Below are 20,108 nucleotides of genomic sequence, written 5' to 3' on the forward strand. Positions count from 1 at the left end.
CGGTTGCCCGACTTGATTTCAAGCTGGAGCGGGGGCTTGACCAGCATGATTTCTTGATTCAGCCGTTGCTTGAAGCCCTCATAAATTTCGCGCCGGAGCTTGGCGGACTTGAGCATGTTGCAGGCGCTATCGCAGGCAATTCCTGCCAGCACATGAACGCTCCGGCTAGAATCTACCGCCGCAGACAAATCGGCCCACGGGCCATGCCGCGAGCGCTTGACTTTCGGGAGTTTGAAATAGTCCTCAGGGAAGCCCTCCAGGTGCGCAATCAAAGCAGATTCCGCATCATAAATCTGCTGTTGCATTTGCGCTCGCCGCAAGGCCACTCGTCGCAGGCCTCCAGGCGTTTGCAAAAGCGAGGTCAGCAATAGCGTCACCGCCAAAAGGATCCCTAACACAAGCGGCAAAACGGCACCACGCTTACTCATGAGCGCCCACCTTTTTCACGATGCTAGAATCACCGCAGGTCAAAGTAATTTGGTCGCGCCCGATTGCCCGAACCTCAAACGAGCCCAAGGAATCTCCGACCAAAATTTCTTTAGACTCCCCCGCCATCGCAATCACAGCCAGCTCTTCGCCCACGACTCCCTTCAAGAAAATCTCCGGCAAAAGGCACTGGGGTTTCCGCACCTGCGGAACACTAGATTCCGACACATCCATTACCTCGTTCCAATCCGGCGAAACCTCCAGCAACGAAATTTCTGGCATTGACAATTCCGGCGGCATCACATCTTTCAAAATCGAAGGATGAGCCGGATTCCAAATTTTCCCAAGCAATAACGCAAACGCAAGTATCGCTAGCCAAAAAAGCCTGTGACCAAGCAATGCGCTAGCAAATTCTGCGAATTCCTTCGTCTCATTCACTTCGGGCTTTCGCAAGTCACGCCCTCGCCAAAAGGAATCTCGCGAAGCCCGCTTGAATAACGCCTGCGAAAAATCGCCTTGCAGCGGAATTTCTTCAAAATGATTCGCCCGCGAAAACAGCGCATCGCTTTCTAAAAAACGCCGGAACCGCGACAACGCCAAATCCAATTTTGCACGCGGTCCCACATCGTCTTCGGACCAGTGACACAAACGGCCTTCAAAGAATACAAGCACAAAAAGCCGACCTTCTGCGTGAGCATAGCACAAATAATTTCCGGCGTTATCGCTTTCGGGCAACGCGCGAATTATTTGGTCTGCCGCCGCCGAAAGCCAAATCTGTTCAGGCAGGACACGCCGACCGTTTTTTTCAATAGGATTTTCCACCAGCGCCACCAAGAATCTGGAGCGCCGTCCATCAGCAAAATTGAAAGAGACCAAGTGCCAAATCCGGTAAAAGCCACCGCTTTCCTGCAGGCGCATACACGTACGCGGGAACTCTTTTTCAAACAATCGCTCAAGTTCAGCTTGCGCCGGGATTTCATCAAACGTCGTCGTACATTCCCATGTCAAGAACTTTGCCTCTACAGGAACCACACGCGCAAAGCTCCATTTTCTAAACATCGTCGTCATATTCAAAATCATAGTCCCGCCTTTACCACATGTGGTGTAATGAAAATTGCCAGTTCATTTTCTTCTTCCTCTTCGGAGGTGTAGCTGAACAAGCGCCCGATTACAGGGATACTCCCGAGGAATGGCACCGCCGACCGCACCTCGGATTTACTCTTACGAATCAGGCCTCCCAAGCAAAGTGTTTCGCCATCTTTCAGCACCACCATCGTCTTCAAGTTTCGCGTACTGATGTCGCGGGGGCCATCGCCGGAGCTACGCCCCGCCGACTTAATTTCAGGCGAGACGTCCAACGTAATCCGGCCCTCTTGCGTAACCGACGGCGTAAGTTCTAGCGAAATGCCATCGTTAAAGGAGCGGTAGTCTGTTATCGGGTAACCGTCGGCAGACACTTGGCTTACCAAGTAGTAGACGGTGTTTGTCACATTGAGCTCCGCCTTATTGCCGTTGAGCGTGGTCAAGCGCGGGCGCGCGAGCACCTCGGCCTGATTATTTTCTTCGAGCGAGGCTAGCTCCAGTTCAAAGCGGTCGGGCAAGAGCCCGATTTTACCGAAGGCGCCCGCCACCGAAAAGTCCTTGTCCATAAAATCGAAGTAGCCTCGCGCGCCAAGATCGCGTTCCGCGGTCTTACGCGTGGCACCGCTATGCAGCCCGATTTCAAAGCCACGCCCGCGCTTAAATTCTACCACAATGCAAGAGAGTGTCACCTGCAACGCCGGAATATCAATCTGCTTGAGCAAGTCTACCGCCATCTGGATTTCAAAATGCGAACCGCCCAGCAGCAGTGCATTCTGTTCTTTAATCTCGGTCGCTACAAAGTTCGGGCTGGGCGCAAACTTGCCCAAGTATGCAAGCGCCCGCTCGCTATGAACATGCCGCAGCGGGTAAAGTTTGCTCGCCGAAAGCGCCTTGTGCGTACCGCCCTCGCTCACGTACAAGGTCTTGCCCTCAAGCGCAAAACTGTACCGCCGCCCCTTAAACAGCGACTCAATCAAACAATCAAGCGTCACCGCATGCAACTTAAGTCGCATACTTTCGCGGATATCGCCATACAGCGCCAAGTTCAAATCCGCAACCTCGGCAAGTACGTTCAACGCCTGCGCCAAATCACCATCGTTCACCTCGGCGCTGAACAAGTCTCCATCTCTGAAAATCCGGATTTTATCGTTCGCTTCGCTTGCGGCCTTACTCCCGGCGCTTACCCTCAGGCATCCGCCTTCACGCCAAACCCGAAAACCATGTACAGACATGATCGAGCGAAATGCCGCCTCGGCAGGCATGGAGCGAAGCTCGCCCGTAATGCGGCCTTCAAGCCCAGGTACCGCCAAAATATTCAGGCCCGAATTCAAGGCAAACTCGCGCACGAATTCGCCCACCTCTTTATCCTTCACCGACAGCGAGACAAGCGAATCGCGCAGGGTAAATTCATGCTCGCCGCGCTCCCTCGCACGCCGCACATGGAACACGGATTCCCGCTGCACCAATTCAAGCCCGTGGGCCGAACAGAGCGCCGTCAAGGCTTCCAGCACGCCCACGCCATCTAAATGAAACGTCACCTTCAAATCGAGGGCGTCATCCACCAGCACGGGGGTCTTGTACGCAAGCGAAATCAAGCGCACCACCTCGGCAATTGGCGTGTCTACGAAATCCAGCGACACCGGTTTTTCGGCACGCACAGGAGCAAAACAGAGTAACGCCCCCAAAAGCACAGGGGCAACCAACGCAAAGGCTCGCCTTGCGGGTTCAAACAACAATGTACGGGACAATATTCCCTCGGGAACGGCAATAACCCTGCCCGGGATATAAAAAAGATTCCCAATTTGGCGAATCGACGCAAAGATACAAAAATAATCGCAAAAAGAACAAATTGGTCGCGACAAAGCTATTTGGAGTTGTCAGAGTTTATGCATTTTTGTACATTTATGCATAGAAAAACACAAACCCGTTTTTTCAGCGCTTGGGAATGCTCAAAAACGCGACATTCTTTTTGGTGCTGAAAACATTAAGGAGCCTACATGGCACATTATCTCTTTACTTCTGAATCGGTGTCCAAGGGACACCCGGACAAAGTTTGCGACCAGATTTCTGACGCTATCCTCGACGCCTGCCTTGCGCAGGACCCGAATAGCCGCGTCGCTTGCGAAACGCTCGTGAACACGGGCCTCGTCGTGATTTCCGGCGAAATCACCACCAAGGCAGTGATTGACTACCAGCAGATTGCACGCAAGACCATCAAGGGTATCGGCTACGTGAATCCGGAACTCGCCTTCGACTACAAGGGCTGCTCCGTGCTCGTCGCTATGGACAAGCAGTCTCCGGACATCGCTCAGGGCGTGGACGCCAAGGCCGCAGACGGTAAGGAAGATGACAAGCAGGGTGCCGGTGACCAGGGCATGATGTTCGGTTACGCCGTCAACGAAACCAAGGAACTGATGCCGCTCCCGATTAGCCTCGCCCACAAGCTCATGGAAGAAATCCAGAACCTCCGCGAAAAGGGCAAGATCAAGTGGCTCCGCCCGGACGCCAAGTCCCAGGTGACTGTTGAATATGACGAAAACGACAAGCCGGTCCGCGTGGACACAGTCGTTATTTCTACCCAGCACGACGAATTCGTGAACGGCAAGGAACTCAAGCATGCCACGATCGAAAAGGAAATCATCGAAAAGCTCATTAAAAAGGTGATTCCGGCCAAGTTGCTCGACAAGAAGACCCGTTACCTCGTGAACCCGACCGGCAAGTTCGTGGTCGGTGGCCCGCACGGTGACTGCGGCCTCACCGGTCGTAAGATTATCGTCGACACCTACGGCGGCATGGGCCGTCATGGTGGTGGCGCATTCAGCGGTAAGGACCCGTCCAAGGTCGACCGCAGTGCCGCTTACGCCGCTCGCTATGTGGCAAAGAACATCGTGGCTGCTGGCCTCGCCTACCGTTGCGAAGTCCAGCTCGCTTACGCTATCGGTTACTCCAAGCCGGTGTCTGTTCTCGTGAACACCTTCGGCACGGGTAAGATCAGCGACCGCGAAATCGAAGCCATTGTCGCCAAGACCTTCGACCTCTCTCCGGCCGGCATCGTGAAGATGCTTGACCTGAAGAAGCCGGGCTACCAGTCTACCGCCGCTCTCGGCCACTTCGGCCGCACGGGCGCACGCTTCACTTGGGAAAAGACCGACAAGGCCGCCACGCTCAAGAAGCTCGCCAAGATTTAGGCTGCGGAGGTTTAGCAACCGCTAAACGGCGCAGGCCTAGCGCAAGATATAAAAACGGCCCCGAGATTTTCGGGGCTGTTTCTTTTACATGCCGAAGCGATTCGCGTTTATTTCACTGCGGTAAAGTAGCTTCTGCTTACGCCCGGAGCGGTAACGCGTACCAGGTACACGCCCGCGGGGAGGCCTGCGGTCAGTTCACGCGTGTTACGGAGCATCGACTGCGAGACATTTTCCGTTTTACGGACAAACTTTCCGTCGGTCGCATAGACACTCACGGTGTATGCACCTTGCTGGAGCGACAAGCCCGAAAGCATCGGGATGGCCGTCTTGGATGTATCGCCCAAACTCGTGTCGCGGACAGTCGTATCCTTCTTCGAGGTATCCGGCGAAACCACCTGCGCCTTCACAAGCGTTACATCGAACTGGTCGATATTCGGGCCGTCATTGCCGCCGACGGTTGCGAACTTAACCGCATTTTCGCCCGCGGCAAGACTCACGAGAACTTCCTGCGTATTCCAGGTCGTCCACGCCCCCGTCGCCTTGAACGACGCGGTCGCGGTGTCGAGGCCCGCACTTACAGCAAGACTGCGCGCCTCGCCAGAGCCGTTAGCGAAATCGATTTCGAACTTATACTGGCCCGCGGTATCCACTTTCACGGGCACGACCACGTTTCCGCCCTTGTCAAAGTTCACGTATCCGTCACCGTGAAAGCCCGAGTTGCTGCTTTCAGAAACGCCGCCCGTAATGGAGCCCTTTTCTGCCTGATACTGCTTATCGGGAGTCGGAGGCGGCGGTTCCACATAGTCCGCATCACATTCCGTAGGGCTCTTGAGGGTCGCTCCCGCATTCACCTTCACGGCGGCCTCCACCTCGCTTGCCGGCAGCATGAATCCCGTGTAGTCGTAGGGCGGCGTAAACGACGTTCCCGTGCCTTTCGTATTGCCGGAGCAGTTCGTAAAGATATTGTCGATAACCTCGTTCACGCCGGTGCCGTTCGCATTGCCGGTATAAATCGGGTTCGCCTCGTTGATAAACACGTTCCGCTCGGTGCGCACACGACACATGTGGCCCGCCGAGACGCCCAGCACATCGGTCCCGTTCGTGACGCTCGCATCGCCGGTGAGGAGGTTATTCACCACGTGCACGTTCCCGTAACGGCAGCGCGGTTTGCGCTGGTTTGCGGCCTTCCACCAGTTGAACATGTAGGTCACGTTCAACTTGCCTTCGCTTTCGGGTTCGTTGTCGGAGCTACCGATAAGGTTCGAGAGGTTATGCGTGCTCTTTTTCTTGTAGCCGAAGATGCACCAAGTAAACGTTACGTTGTCTGCACCCTTCACCACGTCGGCGTTGCCGTCCTGGCCGTCCCAGAATTCGCAGTGGTCAATCCAGATGTTCTTGGAGCCGTTGTTTTCGATGGTCAAGTTATCCCACGCCTGTTCGGCATTGCTGCCCGGGCCCTGGATGACGATGTTGCGGATGATGATGTTCGAAGCCTTGCTGATGTGGATGGGGGCCTTGAGAACGGTTCCCGGCCTGAGCCCGATAATCGTCTTGTTGGAGCCGGTGATGTTCAGGCGGTCTCCCGTGCGACCGCTCCAGCCGCTACCGAGCACGCCATCAATGTAGATGACCCGCGGCGAGGAATCCTTCGCGTATTTTTGCAGGTCGGCGAATGTCGTAACTGTAATGGGGGCCACGTTACCGCCGCCCGTCACCTCGAACGCAGTCGACGTACGGCCCGAACGGGTCGCCCAGCCGATGGGCTTACACTGGTCCACCGCGGCGGACGCACAAACCGCGAGCCCGCACAAGACGGCAATAATTTTGGAAGGTACTTCAAACATCCCGCATACTCCTTGCGTCACCAACGCTTTTTTATAAATCTACCCTTTTTTCGCGCAAAAAGGGCGTTCAAGGCATAAAAAAGCTTTTACAAGTTGTCCACGACAACGCTTTTTTTGAAGGCTTTACTTCTTCTTCTTGCCAGCGCCTTTTTTCTTCTTGTCCTTCATTTCGACGCGACGGCTTCCGGAACGCAAGCGTTCCCACGGGCCAAAACTCGAAATCGAAAAGAAGAACACGAAGAACCACACGAGGTATGCCACAAACTGGAGCACGGCATAAGCCCAGTTGCGTTCACCCATGTCAAAAGTCATGGCAGAAACCAAGAGCAAAGAACCGATTACGACCGGCGCAAGCAACTGCTTGGCGGCTTTCACAAGCGCACCCGCCTGCGGCACGCCTTCGCTCAAGTGTTTGCCCGCAACCACGGCAAATGCCATAGCGCAAGCAAAGGCGAATGCAGAATGCACACCCCACATGAAGCTTGCCGCGGCATCGAACTTTGAAGAAATCACTTCAAGGATTCCGCTCAAGAACAGCCAAGAAAGCACAAACGGGAACAGCGCGCAAGCGACCGAAAGTTTCACGAAAATGAACATGACAACCGCCACCAGCGCAAGGATTCCAAACATCGGGAGCGGCATGCTTTCGGCACCGCCCAGCACATACAAGGCCGCAAACGAAAGCACGGCAGAAACAGCCGAGGCAATACCCGCACGCACGCCGCCAAATACCACGAACATCACCACGCAGGCAATGCTTGCAACGCCAATGTAGCGGGCCGATTCCCACAATGCCTTTGCAGATTCCGTTTCAGCAAGCCACATTCCGAGAGCTTCAGAAGAGCCCAGCGGCAAAGAAACAATTTCTTGCCAGCCAGTCGCCACAAATGAAACAGTCGCAATCACCATGACCACCAAAGCGATCAAACGAAAACGCAACATCAATTCCAAAAAAGTCTGAACTTTACCAGGCTTTTCACGCAAATCCATAATTACCTCGAAATCAATAATTTCTGTTTTTTAGTCCAAGTTTTCTTGCCAAACTTGTCGTTAGCAGACACGGTGCTGCGCACCACATAGTGATACAGACCGTTTGCAAGCAGGCGCCCGTGATTGTCGTGGCCGTTCCAGTGCGTAACGCCCGAAACTGCATTCTTGATCACGCGAACCAGTTTGCCATTCTGGTTGTAGATAAAGATATCGACCTTGCTGTCGCGATCTACAGCCAAATTCTTGAAGTAGAAGGTGGTGCCTTTTTTGCCCATCGGGTTCGGCACGTTGAACACGTCGGCAAGGCCAGATTCCATGTCGTCCGTAATTTCAAGATTCAAAGACTTGATTGCAAAGTTATCCAAAACGTCTTTTGCAAACACCTTGAATTCGTACTTGCCTGCAGGATACTGTTCCGCGCTAAAGTTCATGCGCAACTTGGCACGCTTAGAAGTCTGTTCCAAATAGGGCCACGGGTGGAACGGTTCCTGCACACCCACGATTTCAAACGAAATACCTTCATCAGCCTGTTCCCTAAAGTCAAGCGCCGTAGAATCTTCCACAATCACCTGCAAGCATGCGGGCGACTGCAGCTTGACAGTTTCGCCGTCGGCAAAATCGGTAGCCAAACCTCCTGCATAGCAGGATTGAATCTGAATCGTAGGCGGAACCGTGTCATTCAAGGAATCGGCGTAGTTCGAAACTCCGCTAATGACCAAATTTCTGAGCCACTCACGGCCAACAGCACTTGCATTCGAGGAATAAGCCCAAGCGCTGAATTCTGCCGTCGTATCGCCAATCGAAATCTTACGCGGCGTCACAAAATCAGTTGCAAAGCGTCCGCCCCTCACAGGCACCTTTTCGGAATAAATCAAACCACCATCGTAGAACACGTTAATGGTATCATCTTGCACCTGAAGGTCCATTACCTTGCTCGTGCGGCCTTCACGAAGAATCAAGTCCACATAGCCATCGTCAATACCTTCGACAGAACCCGAAATTTTAACGTGATCAAGTGCCTTGATAGAATCAATCGGATTATCCAGCGTGAGCTTGAATTCGCCACTCGGCATACGAATCACCGGTTCACCCAAAAGAATGTAACGTTCATTATTGTAACGCTGGCGGTCATAATTCATGCTCACGGCCCTCTTGGTCTTCAAGAATGCCCCACCAAGAGTTTCACCATGTTCGCGCAAGGAATTCAACAACAAGTTCGTACCGAAATTGGAATTGTACTCGGCAAAGGTTTCGCGAGTCGCACCAATCGACGCAATAGAACCTGCACCAGCCTTAATCAAGAATTCTTCAGAAAGGGAGCGGGCATTGCCTTCGTCAAAGCGGCCCACCGTGCAAGAGAACGAGCCTAGAATCGTGTAACGACCCTTGTTTGAAAGCTTCGGAATGTAGCTAGGCTTGAGCAGGCCTTCGCTTGCCCAGTCCGTCTTGGAACCATGCCCAAAATAAGTGGTAAACAAAGCTCCCTGATTCAAGATATTCAAGAAGTCTTCGGCAGCGTCCTTCTTCTGGCCCGATGCATCTTCAGTGTAATCAAGCAAGTAGACCTTTCTAAAGTTCCAGCGTTCATTCTTGTGGGCTGCCACACTGTCAATAGCACGCACCAAGTTTTCTTGGTACATGGTATGCTTGGTCACGTCATTCATGCCGCTATTTTTGGCATCGTCTGCCGCATGCAACAAAGTCGCACGCCAGTCGGAATAGTCCATGACGCCTTTCTTTTCGTAGTCCTTGACCTTTTCGATGTAGCTTGCGAATTCAGCCTCTGTCGCCACCGGAAGTCGACCGACTGCGACATCCAAATCATACGTACCGTACTGGACGACTTCACCAGAGTCAAGAACACCAAAGAAGTCTTCAATCACGGCATCTTCTTTTTCGAACGGAGGCATCAGCGGGACGCCATACTTCTTGTTGATATCGCGGTAATCAAAGTGACCTGCGCCCACAAGCAATACATAGCGGAAATTCGGGCACACGGAATAAACGTAGGCAATGTAGTTACGGATTGCCACAGGCGACATACGGCCCGCCGTATAGCGGTTGTAAATGTCTTCCACAACTACGACCGAAGTCGCAAACGTTGCAACAGCAGATCCGTCATTGCGGAATTCGGCAAGCTTTTTCGCCTGATTCACGAATTCGGCCGGCGTAATAATCAGGTATTCGAGTTTGGAATTTGGCTTCGAAAGATCCTTGAGTACACCGTCGCCATAGTTGGCAATGCCCTCAATCTTCAAGCCCGGGCGGAATACATTTTCTTTAACGGCAATGTAGCGCACGTCTTCACCAAGGGTAATACTGTCTTTGGCAACGCCACCGGCAGCCGAAAGGAATCCGACCGGGCGCATGTTCGAGAACTTGAGCACCTTGGTATTTGCAGGAACAGGAACATTGATAATGCCCGAAACAGCACCACCTGGCAACAGCCATTCGGCAGAATCAACAACAGGCGTCCACTGGTACGCAACGGAATAGCCGTCAAAACGGTCGTACTGTCTTTCAGCCGGCAACATTTCAAGCACATACTGGTTATTGTTTTCGACAAGACCAGGATTGTCCATGCGGAAGTTACCACCCGGCAAAAGTTCCATTTCTGCATTATCTACGCGCAGGCCATTGACTTCGAAAGCAAAGTTAATGGAATCCATGCGTCGACTGTAAGAACTATCCGAAAGGGTCAGGTTTGCACGCTGGTCGCGGTCCACCACAGCAGCACTCGCCCACACGGAGCGATGCGGGAAGAACGTCACCGCCGCATATTGCTTGCCGCCCGGAACAAGGCCCGGCAACTGCTTGGTCGATTTCATTTCAAGTTCAGAAGACGGAACCGTCATCGTTTCCAAACGGCTATGCCACAACCAGTACCATTCCTTACCGGTCGCCTTTTCCCAGTCGAGTTCCTTACCGAAGTAAGTATCGCGCAAGTCTGCATCCTTTTCGGCGCGCGCATAGCGCAACCAGGTTACATCCTTGCCATTGCCGGCAGGTGTCGCCACCGTCTGGTTAAAGCGCATTCCCTTACCGTTCTGCTTGTAGCCCAGCAAGAAATTCTGGTAGAACGAATACGGGGAATAAGAATGGTAGTAGTCCATCTTGCCATTTGCAAAGAACGGATCTTCGCGGTCGCAACGTTTCCAGAAACCGCTTCCGTAACCGATAAACACAATGGTGTCACCACTGTTAAACAGGTTGTCAGGCGCGCTGCTTGCAGAGCCGTATTCCGAAGACGGCGTATGGTCGCGAATTTCGATGGGAATTTCAAAAATCTGGTTCGGAAGGCGGTCGCTCACACCGGGAGCCATGTCGGCAAGCGTATCGGGCGACGCACCATAAAGGCGGATCCATTCCACCGGAATGCCATCCAAATCCTTGGGGTTGGGCAAGGCATTGCGAATTGCAGTATAGCTTACCGCATACAAACCGTCTTCACTGTTGGTCGACACATTTTGGTCGCCCACGCGGAATTTCGCAACAAATGTCGGCAAGTCACCGTCTGACGCCTCGGAACGCAGGGCCTTAATGGCCTTCGCCTTCGAAATACCAAAACGCGAAGCCGCCACCGGGTTCTGCACTCTAGAAAGGGCGCGCTGACCCGGATTGACTCCGTTTATAGAACCATTAAATTGAACCTTTAAGCGGAAATCCTTGCGCAGCGACACCGACGAACCGTTCTTAACATAAAGCGGCACGCGAATATTGGTCATCCAAAGTCCATCGCGCAGCACAGGTTCAGAAACACTAATCGAATAAATCCAAGCGGAATCCGTTCGAATATCGCGATGTTCGGCACACAAGGGTGCTCCCAGCGGAACAGTCTTGGTATCGCTTACAGAAACAGTCGGTTTCTTATTGGCGGGCAATGCAACCCAATAATGCCTAAAAGGCATATCGTGCTTTTCCAAGAAGGTCGCATTTTCGGGCTTGAATTTTGCCCCAGGCAAACCGGTGGAATCACAAGGATGAATACTAGATTCAAAGACAGTGTCATCCAGAACGTAACGCGTCCTGGAATCTTCGACCACGCGGGCAAACGAGCAGATTGCCCCCAGGGCCACAAAAAGGGTAATAAGTACTTTAGGCTTCACAATCCTAAAATAGCAAATAACGAATGCCCAGATTACAGATTATTTGCGAATTTCTAATTCCGAATAGCCATTTCCATTCGTTCGGAATTCAATAGATTCTCCGGCAGGCGTTGTCGCCTTGAAAAGCCTAAAGAACGAGGGTGCCACGCCGCGCATCAGGATCGATTCAAGCTCGGCGCGCTTAATCATGAATTTGGCGTTCCAGGCCGGCATATACCAGTGCCACGGCTGCCAATTGAATACTCCCCTGACCGACTGGACAAAGGCTCTGAGCATCAACGAATATTCGTACTTAAAGTAGTCCTCGTAATCGGTCAAAATCGAATTCTTTTCGGCAGGCTCCTTAGTCGCGTAGTCAGCCACCATGTACAACGGATCTTCGCCCTTCTTTTCGTAAGTAAAGAGCATGCCCGACTGTAAAAGCTTCACTTTCAGGTTATCCTTGTCGCGATGCACAAATTCCTTGTCCGAAACCTGCTTGTAGTCGCGGAAAACCACCTCGGGGTCAAGCACCGGATTAATAGAAAGCGGAACAGGCTTTGCATCAAGCGATGGAACCTCATAGAAGAGTATAGTTTCGCCCTTACCCTTGGGCAGCAACACGGCAACCAACGGCTTAGCGCGTTCGGTAATCACCCACACCATTTCGGGCTTGTTCGTTCCCTTGAGCATCGGGTCCAGAATTCCCATAAGTGCAGGGTCTTTCACGCCATTCACATCCCATTCCATCCAGGTGCCTGTACCACCCACAGAATCGAGCGTTGCAAAAAGGCGTTCACCGCTAAAAGCAGTCTTTGATTCTACCGCGCCCACCACCTTGGCGGAGCCCGCCGTATAAGGCTTACCCTTGGGAGCAGCCCAAAGCGCCGAGTACAAACAAACTAATACAGAAACAAGAATCTTCGAAAAGTTCATCTTCACCACTAGAAGCCAATGGGTTCGCAAAGGGAATCATCGAGCCTCGAATACGTCATGTGGTATTCGCGGTCGAGCCAGTAAAGGGCCAGTTTCTTGTTACTCCAGCTCTTCTTGACAGCCGTGGCTTCAATGCCCTTGGTAATCAGGGGCACCGTTTCGACAAGATCCAGTTTCCAGGACTTGTCATCCCATTCGAAAATCATGATCGGCACTTCGGGGCTCTGTTCCAGGCCAATGCTTCCGCGGTCGTTCTTGATTTTCATGGGGCCCAGTTTCAGCTTGGTAAAGTTATGAATGATTCCTGCCTTGGACATATAGAGCCAAAGCATGCGGTCTTCGGGCACCTGCCACAGGTGTTCGCGTTCATAAAGGCGATACAGCAGAATCGAATAGATTTCGTAGAACTGGCAGGTATCGAGTTCGGCGGGGCCATAGGTCATAGCGTGGCGTTCCAAAGTATCGAGCCAGTATTCCGAAGAATCCGTCAACATGGCGTAAAGGTCGTCGGCCGGCGTATCTTCGCGAATGGCAACCAAAAAGTTCTGGAACATGGATTCGAGCATAGCCTGCTTGTCATATTCGCGGTGTCCCACCTTTTCGTTCTTGATTTCGGCCGATTCGCCAAGAGTTGCATCTACCAAAGATTCATTACGCGGGTCGCCCGGATCTTTTGCTTTCGAAGAGCCCGCACAGGCAGAAAAGAACACGCTTGCCCCAATTGCAAGGGCCATAACAATTGTATTTTTAAGAGTATGCATCGCGATACCTATTTAAAAATGACGCTTGACGAACTGCTCCGCGCTTGTTCCCTCAAGGGGTTCCAAGGCTCTGGCCCTGGCGGACAGCACCGCAACAAGACCAATACCGGAGTTTTGCTCACCTTACGGGATTTTAATTTAGAAATCAAATCGTGCGAAGGAAGGTCCGCCCACGAAAACAAGGTGCATGCATTACACCGAATGCAAATGGCTCTCGCCCTGCAAGTCCGCGAAACCCCGGCAAACCCCGAAATGCCCTTCCCCGGCAGCAACGGGCACCTGCAACCATCCAACCCCCTGTTCCCGCTATTCGTGGCCCACGTTTTTGACATCATGGCCACCAAGAATGGCGACACCAAGGCTGCAGCCGCCGCATTCAACCTGACACCGAGTGCTCTCGTGAAGATTTTGCGCCAAGACAAGGCATGCGCCACCAAGCTACAGGGCAACCGCAAGCAAAACGGCCAGAAAGCTCTAAAACTCTAGGGTTTCCGGCTTTTTCCCATCCGGCAGTTTTGGTTAATAAAGTTTTACAGCAAAAACCCTCAAAAAACAGGGGTTAAATCAGACACTTTTATCAAAAATGGCGTGTTAGTAAATAGGACCACTCAACCAAATGGAGGTATTATGAGTCCTATTAAAACAAAACACGCAAACATCGCCACCGCATTCCTGTGTGCTCTCGCCCTTTGGAACTGCAGCAGCGATACCCACGAAACAAGCGCCGCCATCAGCAAGTCGGGCACGGCATCGGTCGCACTCCGCCTGCAGTACAACACTCCACCCCTGCTCGACAGTCTGGTGCTGGACTGCTACGGCGCCGACACGTTGCACTACGTGCATTCCGCCGACAGTTCGCTCTTTAACATGGACTTGTTCCCCAGCGACAACTGGACGTTCAAGGCCAAGATCTATGCGAACGGCGCCCTCATGCAGATGGGTGAACTCTCGACCAAGCTCGAGGCCGGTGCCGTCGTGGACATTCCCATCCAGATGCACCCCATCGTGGGCTTCGTGGTGGTCGAAGTGCCTATCGGCCTCAGGAACGAAAGCGGTATCGAAAGCGGAACCATGACGCTTGTTTCCGAAGACGAGCGCTACGAAATCCCCATGGAAGAATCCACGGGCAAGCTCCTTTTCAAGAGCGGCATGCTCAAGCTCGGCGTCGAATACGAAGTACAGATTTCCCTGTTCGATGCAGACGGCAACGCCATCTACGACTTGAGCGACAGATTCCTGCTCACCGAAGACAGCCCGGTGCCGGACCTCTCGCTGAATTCGCTCCGCAGCAAAATCGCCGTCTCCGTAAAGCCCGCCGACGAGCGCAACGTATCCATTACGCTCGCCCTCCGTGCCGCATTCCGCAAGCCCAAGGCCGATGACTTGCTGATTACGGAATACTACTCTGCGCCCAACGCCAAGGATAGCACGCAGTATGAATTCGTTGAAATCTACAACGGGAGCATCGACACGCTTATCCTCGACGACTGCACGCTCGGACTCGGGAGCGCCACTAGCATCAAGCGCTACGCCCTCACCGCAAGCGAAATCTTGCCGGGCCAGGTGCTCGTATTAGGCGATGCCGCCTCCGAAAACACTCCCGCCCTCCACATCAATACCGATGGCTGGAGCGCCATGTCCAACAGCAAGGGCGCCGTGGTGCTGCAATGCGACGGAGAAACCCTCGATTCCCTGTACTACGCAAGCGCTCCTGACTCGCTGCATAGCAACGTGGTACCCGCGGTCGGTTCGGGTAAATACAATCAAAGTGGCCAACTGAACGTTGACCACTGGAACATGCGTTCGGATTCCTCGGCGTGGTGCCTTACGACTCCCACTCCGGGCGAACTGAATTTCTGTAATTAAGCGTGAATCTGCGTATTAGCGCGTTCAACGTCAAACAGCCTGCGCAGTAATTCTGTGCGGGCTGGATCGCGTTCTTCAGCAAGAGTCAACGGACCCATGTTCAGGGCCACCAGAATGGAGCCCGGATAGTTGTTTGCGCTCTTGATGAAGTCGCTTGCGGAAACGCCTTCGGTGTAGAAATCGACAACGAAAGTGTCCCAGTCATCGTTTTCCAGCTGTTCCTGGGCTTCGGCCTCGGTTTTTACAGCCTTGATGGTTGCACCCACCAGAAGGTCTGTCAACACGGTCAGGCAAGCTTCGCGATGGGAATCGTCTTCTTCCCAAATCAGGATACGGCGGTCGCTATAATCACGGACCACAGGAGTCTGGGCAAGGGAGTCCTCGGAATCAAACTTCTCGAGGGCGGCTTCGTCCATTTCTTCATCGTCAAAATTGTCGAGTTCTTTTGCCATAGTAGCCCAAATATAGTAAACTTGACCCCAAAACATTGCCATAATCGGCTATAATTTCTAAATTTGCGCGCAAAAATAAACGTCAATCAAAAGAGCCATTATGGATACATCTAAAATCAGAAACGTCGCCATTATCGCCCACGTTGACCACGGTAAGACTACCCTGGTGGACCAGCTCCTCAAGCAGTGCGGAACCTTCCACGAAAACGAAGAAGTGAACGAACGCGTGATGGATAGCGACAACCTGGAACGCGAACGCGGCATCACCATCCTCTCCAAGAACACGAGCGTCATGTACAAGGGCTATCGCGTGAACATCGTCGATACCCCGGGGCACGCCGACTTCGGTGGCCAGGTGGAACGCGTGCTCGGCACGGTGGACGGCGTGATTCTGGTGGTGGACGCCTTCGAAGGCCCCATGGCTCAGACCCGCTTCGTGACCCAGAAGGCCCTTGAAATGGGACTTATTCCTATCGTGGTCGTGAACAAGATCGACCGTGACGGTTGTAACCCGCACGGCGCCCTCGACAAGGTGTTCGACCTGTTCTGCGAACTCGACGCCAACGAACAGCAGCTCGACTTCGACAAGGTGTTCGGTTCTGGCCGTAAGGGCATCTGCAAGGCCGAAATGGAAGACCCCGATGGCGACTTCCACATTTTGATGGACAAGATTATCGAACGTATTCCGGCCCCGAAGGGCGATCCGAATGCAGAACCGCTTCTGCAGATTGCCTCCCTCGAATACTCGGGCTTCCTTGGCCGCTTGGCCGTGGGCCGCGTGCAGCAGGGTACCTTCAAGCCGAACATGACCGTTGCCCAGGCTATGACCGACGGGAAGGTCAAGAACATCCGTATCCAGAAGATTCTGCGCTACGAAGGCCTGACTCCGCAGCCGATCGAAGAAGCCGGTCCGGGCGACATCATCTTGATCGCCGGTCTCGACAACTTCGACATCGGTGATACGCTCTCTTCTACGAACAATCCGGTGCACCTCCCGCGCATCCACATTGACCCGCCGACCATTTCTATGCTCTTCACCGTGAACACCTCGCCCTTGGCCGGTAAGTACGGTGGAAAGTTCATGACGGGTAACCAGCTCCAGGAACGTCTGGAACGCGCCCACATGGCCGACCCCGCCCTCTTGGTCGAAAAGGTCGATGGCGCTTCTACCTTCAAGGTGTCTGGCCGTGGTATTCTCCACTTGACCATCCTCGTCGAAAACATGCGTCGTGAACTTTATGAATTCACCATCGGTTCTCCCCAGGTGATCTTCAAGAACGACGAAAACGGCAAGCTCCTGGAACCGATCGAAGAATTCAAGGTCGAAGTGCCGAGCGAATTCAGCGGCGCCTGCATTCAGGAAATCAACACCCGTAAGGGCGAAATGGTCAACATGACCACCGACGAAAACGACCGCGTCACTCTCGAATACCTCGTTCCGAGCCGTGGCCTTATCGGTATCCGTCCGAAGCTCCTTTCCCTCTCCAAGGGTTACGCCATCAGCCAGTCCATCTTCAAGGACTACGAACCGTACAAGGGCGAAATTCCGGCCCGCGTGAACGGCGTGCTCATCGCAAAGGAACCGGGCGAAGCAGCAAGCTATGCTCTTTCCAACTTAGAAGACCGCGGTTACCTCATCATCGGACCGGGTGCCGAAGTTTATCCGGGCATGATCGTGGGTGAACACAACCGCGACGTCGACATTATCGTGAACGTGACCAAGGGTAAGCACCTTACCAACATGCGTTCCAAGTCTGCCGACGACATGATTCAACTGACTCCGTACCGCCGCCTGACTTTGGAAGAATGCGTCACCTTCATCAACGAAGACGAATGCATCGAAGTCACGCCGGAAGTGCTGCGCCTCCGCAAGACCGAGCTCGACCCGATCAAGCGCAAGCAGCTCTCCAAGCGCCCGGCCGAAGAGGATTAATACTTACTTCATAAAAAATTTAAGGCACTCAACCGAGTGCCTTTTTTGTTTTTATAAAGGGGGAAGCATCCCCCTAATTACAGCCCCGACTCAGCCGGGTCTTCCATTACCCTCACTGCGGGGACACCCCGCAACGCCCCGATAGCTGGCAGCTCACGGCTCCAGAGATATACGAAACTTGAAACCTCCGTTTTTTAGTTGAGTTATGCTCTATGAGTATGAGCTCGTCTCGCTCACATGGATTCGGCCTTCGGCCTCTAATGTTCGCTCAACGACTCATCTTCTTCCGCCTTAGGGCAACACTTCCACTGTCTTGCCGCACCCGATGCAGCACCACCTATGGATATCCCCAAAGTCAATTACTTTAAGGCAACAACTAGGAAAAGCGTTAGCTTTTCCCAATCCGTGAGGCACCTTAAAAGAATCTCGCCTACACCAAGAACCCGAGGCGGCCTTCGCCGGTTTTGAGGTATTCGTTCATGTACTGCTTGGCGATTTCGCAGGCGGTAGGCACATCTTTGCCGAGCGCCACGTTCGCAAGGATTGCAGAGCTGAGCACGCAGCCGGTGCCGTGCTTGCCTTTGCCGGGGAGTCTCGGGCTGATAAACTTGAACTGTTCTTCGTTATACCACAAGGTATCGATCGATTCCTTGCCGCGGGCATGGCCACCCTTCAGGAGTACGGCAAAGTCGCGACCCATCTTGATTTGTCCGCGGGATTCAGCAAGGCCCAAGCCCAGGTACGCAAATTCATCTTGGTTCGGCGTCACCAAGTCAATGGACTTCATAATCGGCAAGAATTTTTCGGCATCACGCATAAAGTGGAACCCTGCGCTCGCGCTTGCAATCGGATCCCACACGATGAAGGCGTCCGGAGACTTTTCGCGGACAAATTCCACAATGCGCTTCAAGGTGCGAGCCTTTTCCACAAGGCCGATTTTCACGAACTTGAACTTATGTTTTTTAAAAAGCGTTTCCAGCTGCGCCTCGATGCGATCCCAGATAACCCAGCCGGGCGCCACGAATTCTTCTTCGTTCTGCTGTGTAAGCGCCGTACAGACAGCCTGGCCGTACACGCCAAAATGCGCCATTGTCTTGATGTCAGACACAAAGCCTGCACCCGCCGAGCCGTCAAAGCCAGCCACTGTCAAAGCGTGAACCAGTTTTTCACCCATACCCTATCCTTTTTTATAAGACCGCGTAATACCCAATCAGGCCAGCCGTTACCAAGCAAATCAGGATTACAGCAGGCAAAATCGGACGACGCATCGCCTTTGCACCCAAGAAAATCACCATGCCACCCTTTGTGATTGTATTGGCGAGGCTAGCAAACAACAACGCCAGCACCAATTCACGAACCGGGAGCCCGGCTTTCAAGTTCATATCAATTACCGAGAACGCCACCGCATCCATTTCGGCGGCGCCTCCCAAAAAACTACAGGCCAACAGCGCGCCGGCGCCCAAATACACGCGTGCCGCATTGGCGATAAACATCACGCAGGTAAAAATCACGCCAAACTTAATCGCCGGCAAAAGCTTGAACGGGTTCGAAAAGTCCGAAGACTTTTGCTTGTGATCGCGGAACTCGCGAATCTTGAGGAACAGTGCATACCCAAGCGCAGGCACCACGGGCAACAACAGCGGCAACGCAAGCGGTTTCGCAAGTGCACCACTCAGGAAAATGCAAATCAGGTATAGGCGCACATACATCACCGCCCAGCTCAGCACAATGCCAAGCGTAAAGTCCGACGCGTAATCCTCATTTTCTCGGCTGCGCCCGGCCAAATTCAAGGTCAAAGCCGTACTGCTGGCAAGGCCACCCAGCAAACCCGTAAGCCAAATGCCTTTGCCCGGGCCCACAAGCTTAATGAGCACATAGCCCACAAAACCGATACCGCTGATAAAAACGACAAAAAGCCAAATCGTGTGCGGGTTCAAGACTTCAAGCCCCGCAGGGCCGTAAGCCTGGTTCGGCAAGAACGGTAAAATCAAAGCCGAAATCACCGCAAACTTGACCGTCGCCAAAATATCTTCTTTCGAAAGTTTTTGCGCAAAAGTATGCAACTGCTCCTTCGCCGAAAGCACCCAGAGAATCACTACCACAATCACGCAAGATTCTAGCAAGCGCCCGTACCAGCAAATGCCTCCGAGCAGGTACACAATCACAACCGCGACGCTTGTGGTAATGCCATCGCCACCGGGCAAATGACCCGCAATAGAATCATCTTGCTTACGGTGACCAATCGCAAAAGACACATGCATAGCCATCAAAAGCATGCCCACGACAACAAATCCGGTAATAAAAGGCGCTACGCCACCCATCTGGTCCGAAAGGAGTGCTGCCATGGCACCCGCCAACCCCACAAGGGTAAACGTACGAACACCGGCCGGATGCCTATCCGACTGGTCATAATAAGTGTGCTCGCGCTGCAGGCCAATAATCAGGCCAATGCCAATCGCAGCCGCCAAACGATAAAACACGTTAAAGTCAAGCATGTCTTTAATATATATTAAAGACTCGTAACGGGAATCAACCTATTTGTGA

At 53.1% G+C, this 20,108-nt stretch carries 15 protein-coding genes; 4 read left to right on the forward strand and 11 right to left on the reverse strand.

Annotated features, from left to right (window positions below):
- The 3 genes from QZN53_RS06765 to QZN53_RS06775 form a co-directional block, all read right to left on the reverse strand.
- Positions 1 to 428 (reverse strand): hypothetical protein (locus tag QZN53_RS06765; RefSeq protein WP_163438200.1); only part of this gene is annotated, 428 nt, incomplete at its 3' end.
- Complete coding sequence (locus QZN53_RS06770) at positions 421 to 1,506, reverse strand: hypothetical protein (protein WP_163438202.1); 1,086 nt, start codon at positions 1,504 to 1,506, stop codon at positions 421 to 423. The genes QZN53_RS06770 and QZN53_RS06765, both read right to left, overlap by 8 nt.
- A complete protein-coding gene (locus QZN53_RS06775; RefSeq protein WP_294652159.1) occupies positions 1,503 to 3,257 on the reverse strand; it encodes a type II and III secretion system protein in 1,755 nt (584 codons plus the stop codon). Before QZN53_RS06775 ends, QZN53_RS06770 begins: the two co-directional genes overlap by 4 nt.
- A gap of 249 nt (positions 3,258 to 3,506) precedes the next feature.
- On the opposite strand from QZN53_RS06775, the gene metK reads away from it, so the two are divergent.
- Positions 3,507 to 4,697, forward strand: coding sequence for a methionine adenosyltransferase (gene metK, locus QZN53_RS06780; protein WP_163438204.1), 1,191 nt, complete (start codon positions 3,507 to 3,509; stop codon positions 4,695 to 4,697).
- Between the two features lie 107 nt (positions 4,698 to 4,804).
- Here the strand turns inward: metK and QZN53_RS06785 are convergent, their stop codons facing one another.
- The 5 genes from QZN53_RS06785 to QZN53_RS06805 form a co-directional block, all read right to left on the reverse strand.
- Positions 4,805 to 6,541 (reverse strand): carbohydrate-binding protein, encoded by a 1,737-nt coding sequence (locus QZN53_RS06785; protein ID WP_163438206.1) that lies wholly within the window; start codon positions 6,539 to 6,541, stop codon positions 4,805 to 4,807.
- Positions 6,542 to 6,664: 123 nt separating this feature from the next.
- The gene (locus QZN53_RS06790) at positions 6,665 to 7,531 is read right to left on the reverse strand and encodes a hypothetical protein (protein WP_163438208.1); all 867 of its coding nucleotides are present in this window, start codon (positions 7,529 to 7,531) and stop codon (positions 6,665 to 6,667) included.
- A gap of 2 nt (positions 7,532 to 7,533) precedes the next feature.
- Entirely contained in the window at positions 7,534 to 11,637 is a 4,104-nt protein-coding gene (locus tag QZN53_RS06795; protein WP_294652162.1) for a C25 family cysteine peptidase, read from the reverse strand.
- A gap of 39 nt (positions 11,638 to 11,676) precedes the next feature.
- Entirely contained in the window at positions 11,677 to 12,552 is an 876-nt protein-coding gene (locus tag QZN53_RS06800) for a hypothetical protein (RefSeq protein WP_163438210.1), read from the reverse strand.
- 8 nt (positions 12,553 to 12,560) lie between these two features.
- Positions 12,561 to 13,286, reverse strand: coding sequence for a hypothetical protein (locus tag QZN53_RS06805; RefSeq protein ID WP_294652164.1), 726 nt, complete (start codon positions 13,284 to 13,286; stop codon positions 12,561 to 12,563).
- A 21-nt stretch (positions 13,287 to 13,307) separates the two neighbouring features.
- Here QZN53_RS06805 and QZN53_RS06810 point away from each other — a divergent pair, with 21 nt between their 5' ends.
- Both QZN53_RS06810 and QZN53_RS06815 read left to right on the forward strand, forming a co-directional pair.
- Entirely contained in the window at positions 13,308 to 13,799 is a 492-nt protein-coding gene (locus QZN53_RS06810) for a peptide chain release factor-like protein (protein WP_088628157.1), read from the forward strand.
- A gap of 141 nt (positions 13,800 to 13,940) precedes the next feature.
- Positions 13,941 to 15,179 carry a lamin tail domain-containing protein gene (locus QZN53_RS06815; RefSeq protein ID WP_163438214.1) on the forward strand — a complete coding sequence of 413 codons (1,239 nt, stop codon included), beginning with the start codon at positions 13,941 to 13,943 and terminating at the stop codon, positions 15,177 to 15,179.
- Here QZN53_RS06815 and QZN53_RS06820 read toward each other — a convergent pair.
- Entirely contained in the window at positions 15,176 to 15,631 is a 456-nt protein-coding gene (locus QZN53_RS06820; protein ID WP_163438216.1) for a hypothetical protein, read from the reverse strand. The two genes, QZN53_RS06815 and QZN53_RS06820, sit on opposite strands and share 4 nt — an antisense overlap.
- 100 nt (positions 15,632 to 15,731) lie before the next feature.
- Here QZN53_RS06820 and typA point away from each other — a divergent pair, with 100 nt between their 5' ends.
- Entirely contained in the window at positions 15,732 to 17,564 is a 1,833-nt protein-coding gene (typA, locus tag QZN53_RS06825) for a translational GTPase TypA (protein ID WP_088628160.1), read from the forward strand.
- Between the two features lie 430 nt (positions 17,565 to 17,994).
- On the opposite strand, the gene QZN53_RS06830 is transcribed toward typA, so the two are convergent.
- Positions 17,995 to 18,738 carry a hydroxymethylpyrimidine/phosphomethylpyrimidine kinase gene (locus tag QZN53_RS06830; protein WP_163438217.1) on the reverse strand — a complete coding sequence of 248 codons (744 nt, stop codon included), beginning with the start codon at positions 18,736 to 18,738 and terminating at the stop codon, positions 17,995 to 17,997.
- A gap of 13 nt (positions 18,739 to 18,751) precedes the next feature.
- Positions 18,752 to 20,059 carry an MgtC/SapB family protein gene (locus tag QZN53_RS06835; RefSeq protein WP_163438219.1) on the reverse strand — a complete coding sequence of 436 codons (1,308 nt, stop codon included), beginning with the start codon at positions 20,057 to 20,059 and terminating at the stop codon, positions 18,752 to 18,754.
- Positions 20,060 to 20,108 lie beyond the last annotated feature (49 nt).

The organism is uncultured Fibrobacter sp. (genome assembly GCF_900316465.1).
Taxonomy (GTDB): domain Bacteria; phylum Fibrobacterota; class Fibrobacteria; order Fibrobacterales; family Fibrobacteraceae; genus Fibrobacter.

Excerpts from the sequence above, each read along its gene's own strand:
- QZN53_RS06770 (WP_163438202.1), bottom strand. The coding sequence starts at position 1,506 with ATGATTTTGAATATGACGACGATGTTTAGAAAATGGAGCTTTGCGCGT.
- metK (WP_163438204.1), top strand. The coding sequence starts at position 3,507 with ATGGCACATTATCTCTTTACTTCTGAATCGGTGTCCAAGGGACACCCG.
- QZN53_RS06785 (WP_163438206.1), bottom strand. The coding sequence starts at position 6,541 with ATGTTTGAAGTACCTTCCAAAATTATTGCCGTCTTGTGCGGGCTCGCG.
- QZN53_RS06790 (WP_163438208.1), bottom strand. The coding sequence starts at position 7,531 with ATGGATTTGCGTGAAAAGCCTGGTAAAGTTCAGACTTTTTTGGAATTG.
- QZN53_RS06800 (WP_163438210.1), bottom strand. The coding sequence starts at position 12,552 with ATGAACTTTTCGAAGATTCTTGTTTCTGTATTAGTTTGTTTGTACTCG.
- QZN53_RS06805 (WP_294652164.1), bottom strand. The coding sequence starts at position 13,286 with ATGGCCCTTGCAATTGGGGCAAGCGTGTTCTTTTCTGCCTGTGCGGGC.
- QZN53_RS06810 (WP_088628157.1), top strand. The coding sequence starts at position 13,308 with ATGCATCGCGATACCTATTTAAAAATGACGCTTGACGAACTGCTCCGC.
- QZN53_RS06815 (WP_163438214.1), top strand. The coding sequence starts at position 13,941 with ATGAGTCCTATTAAAACAAAACACGCAAACATCGCCACCGCATTCCTG.
- QZN53_RS06820 (WP_163438216.1), bottom strand. The coding sequence starts at position 15,631 with ATGGCAAAAGAACTCGACAATTTTGACGATGAAGAAATGGACGAAGCC.
- typA (WP_088628160.1), top strand. The coding sequence starts at position 15,732 with ATGGATACATCTAAAATCAGAAACGTCGCCATTATCGCCCACGTTGAC.
- QZN53_RS06830 (WP_163438217.1), bottom strand. The coding sequence starts at position 18,738 with ATGGGTGAAAAACTGGTTCACGCTTTGACAGTGGCTGGCTTTGACGGC.
- QZN53_RS06835 (WP_163438219.1), bottom strand. The coding sequence starts at position 20,059 with ATGCTTGACTTTAACGTGTTTTATCGTTTGGCGGCTGCGATTGGCATT.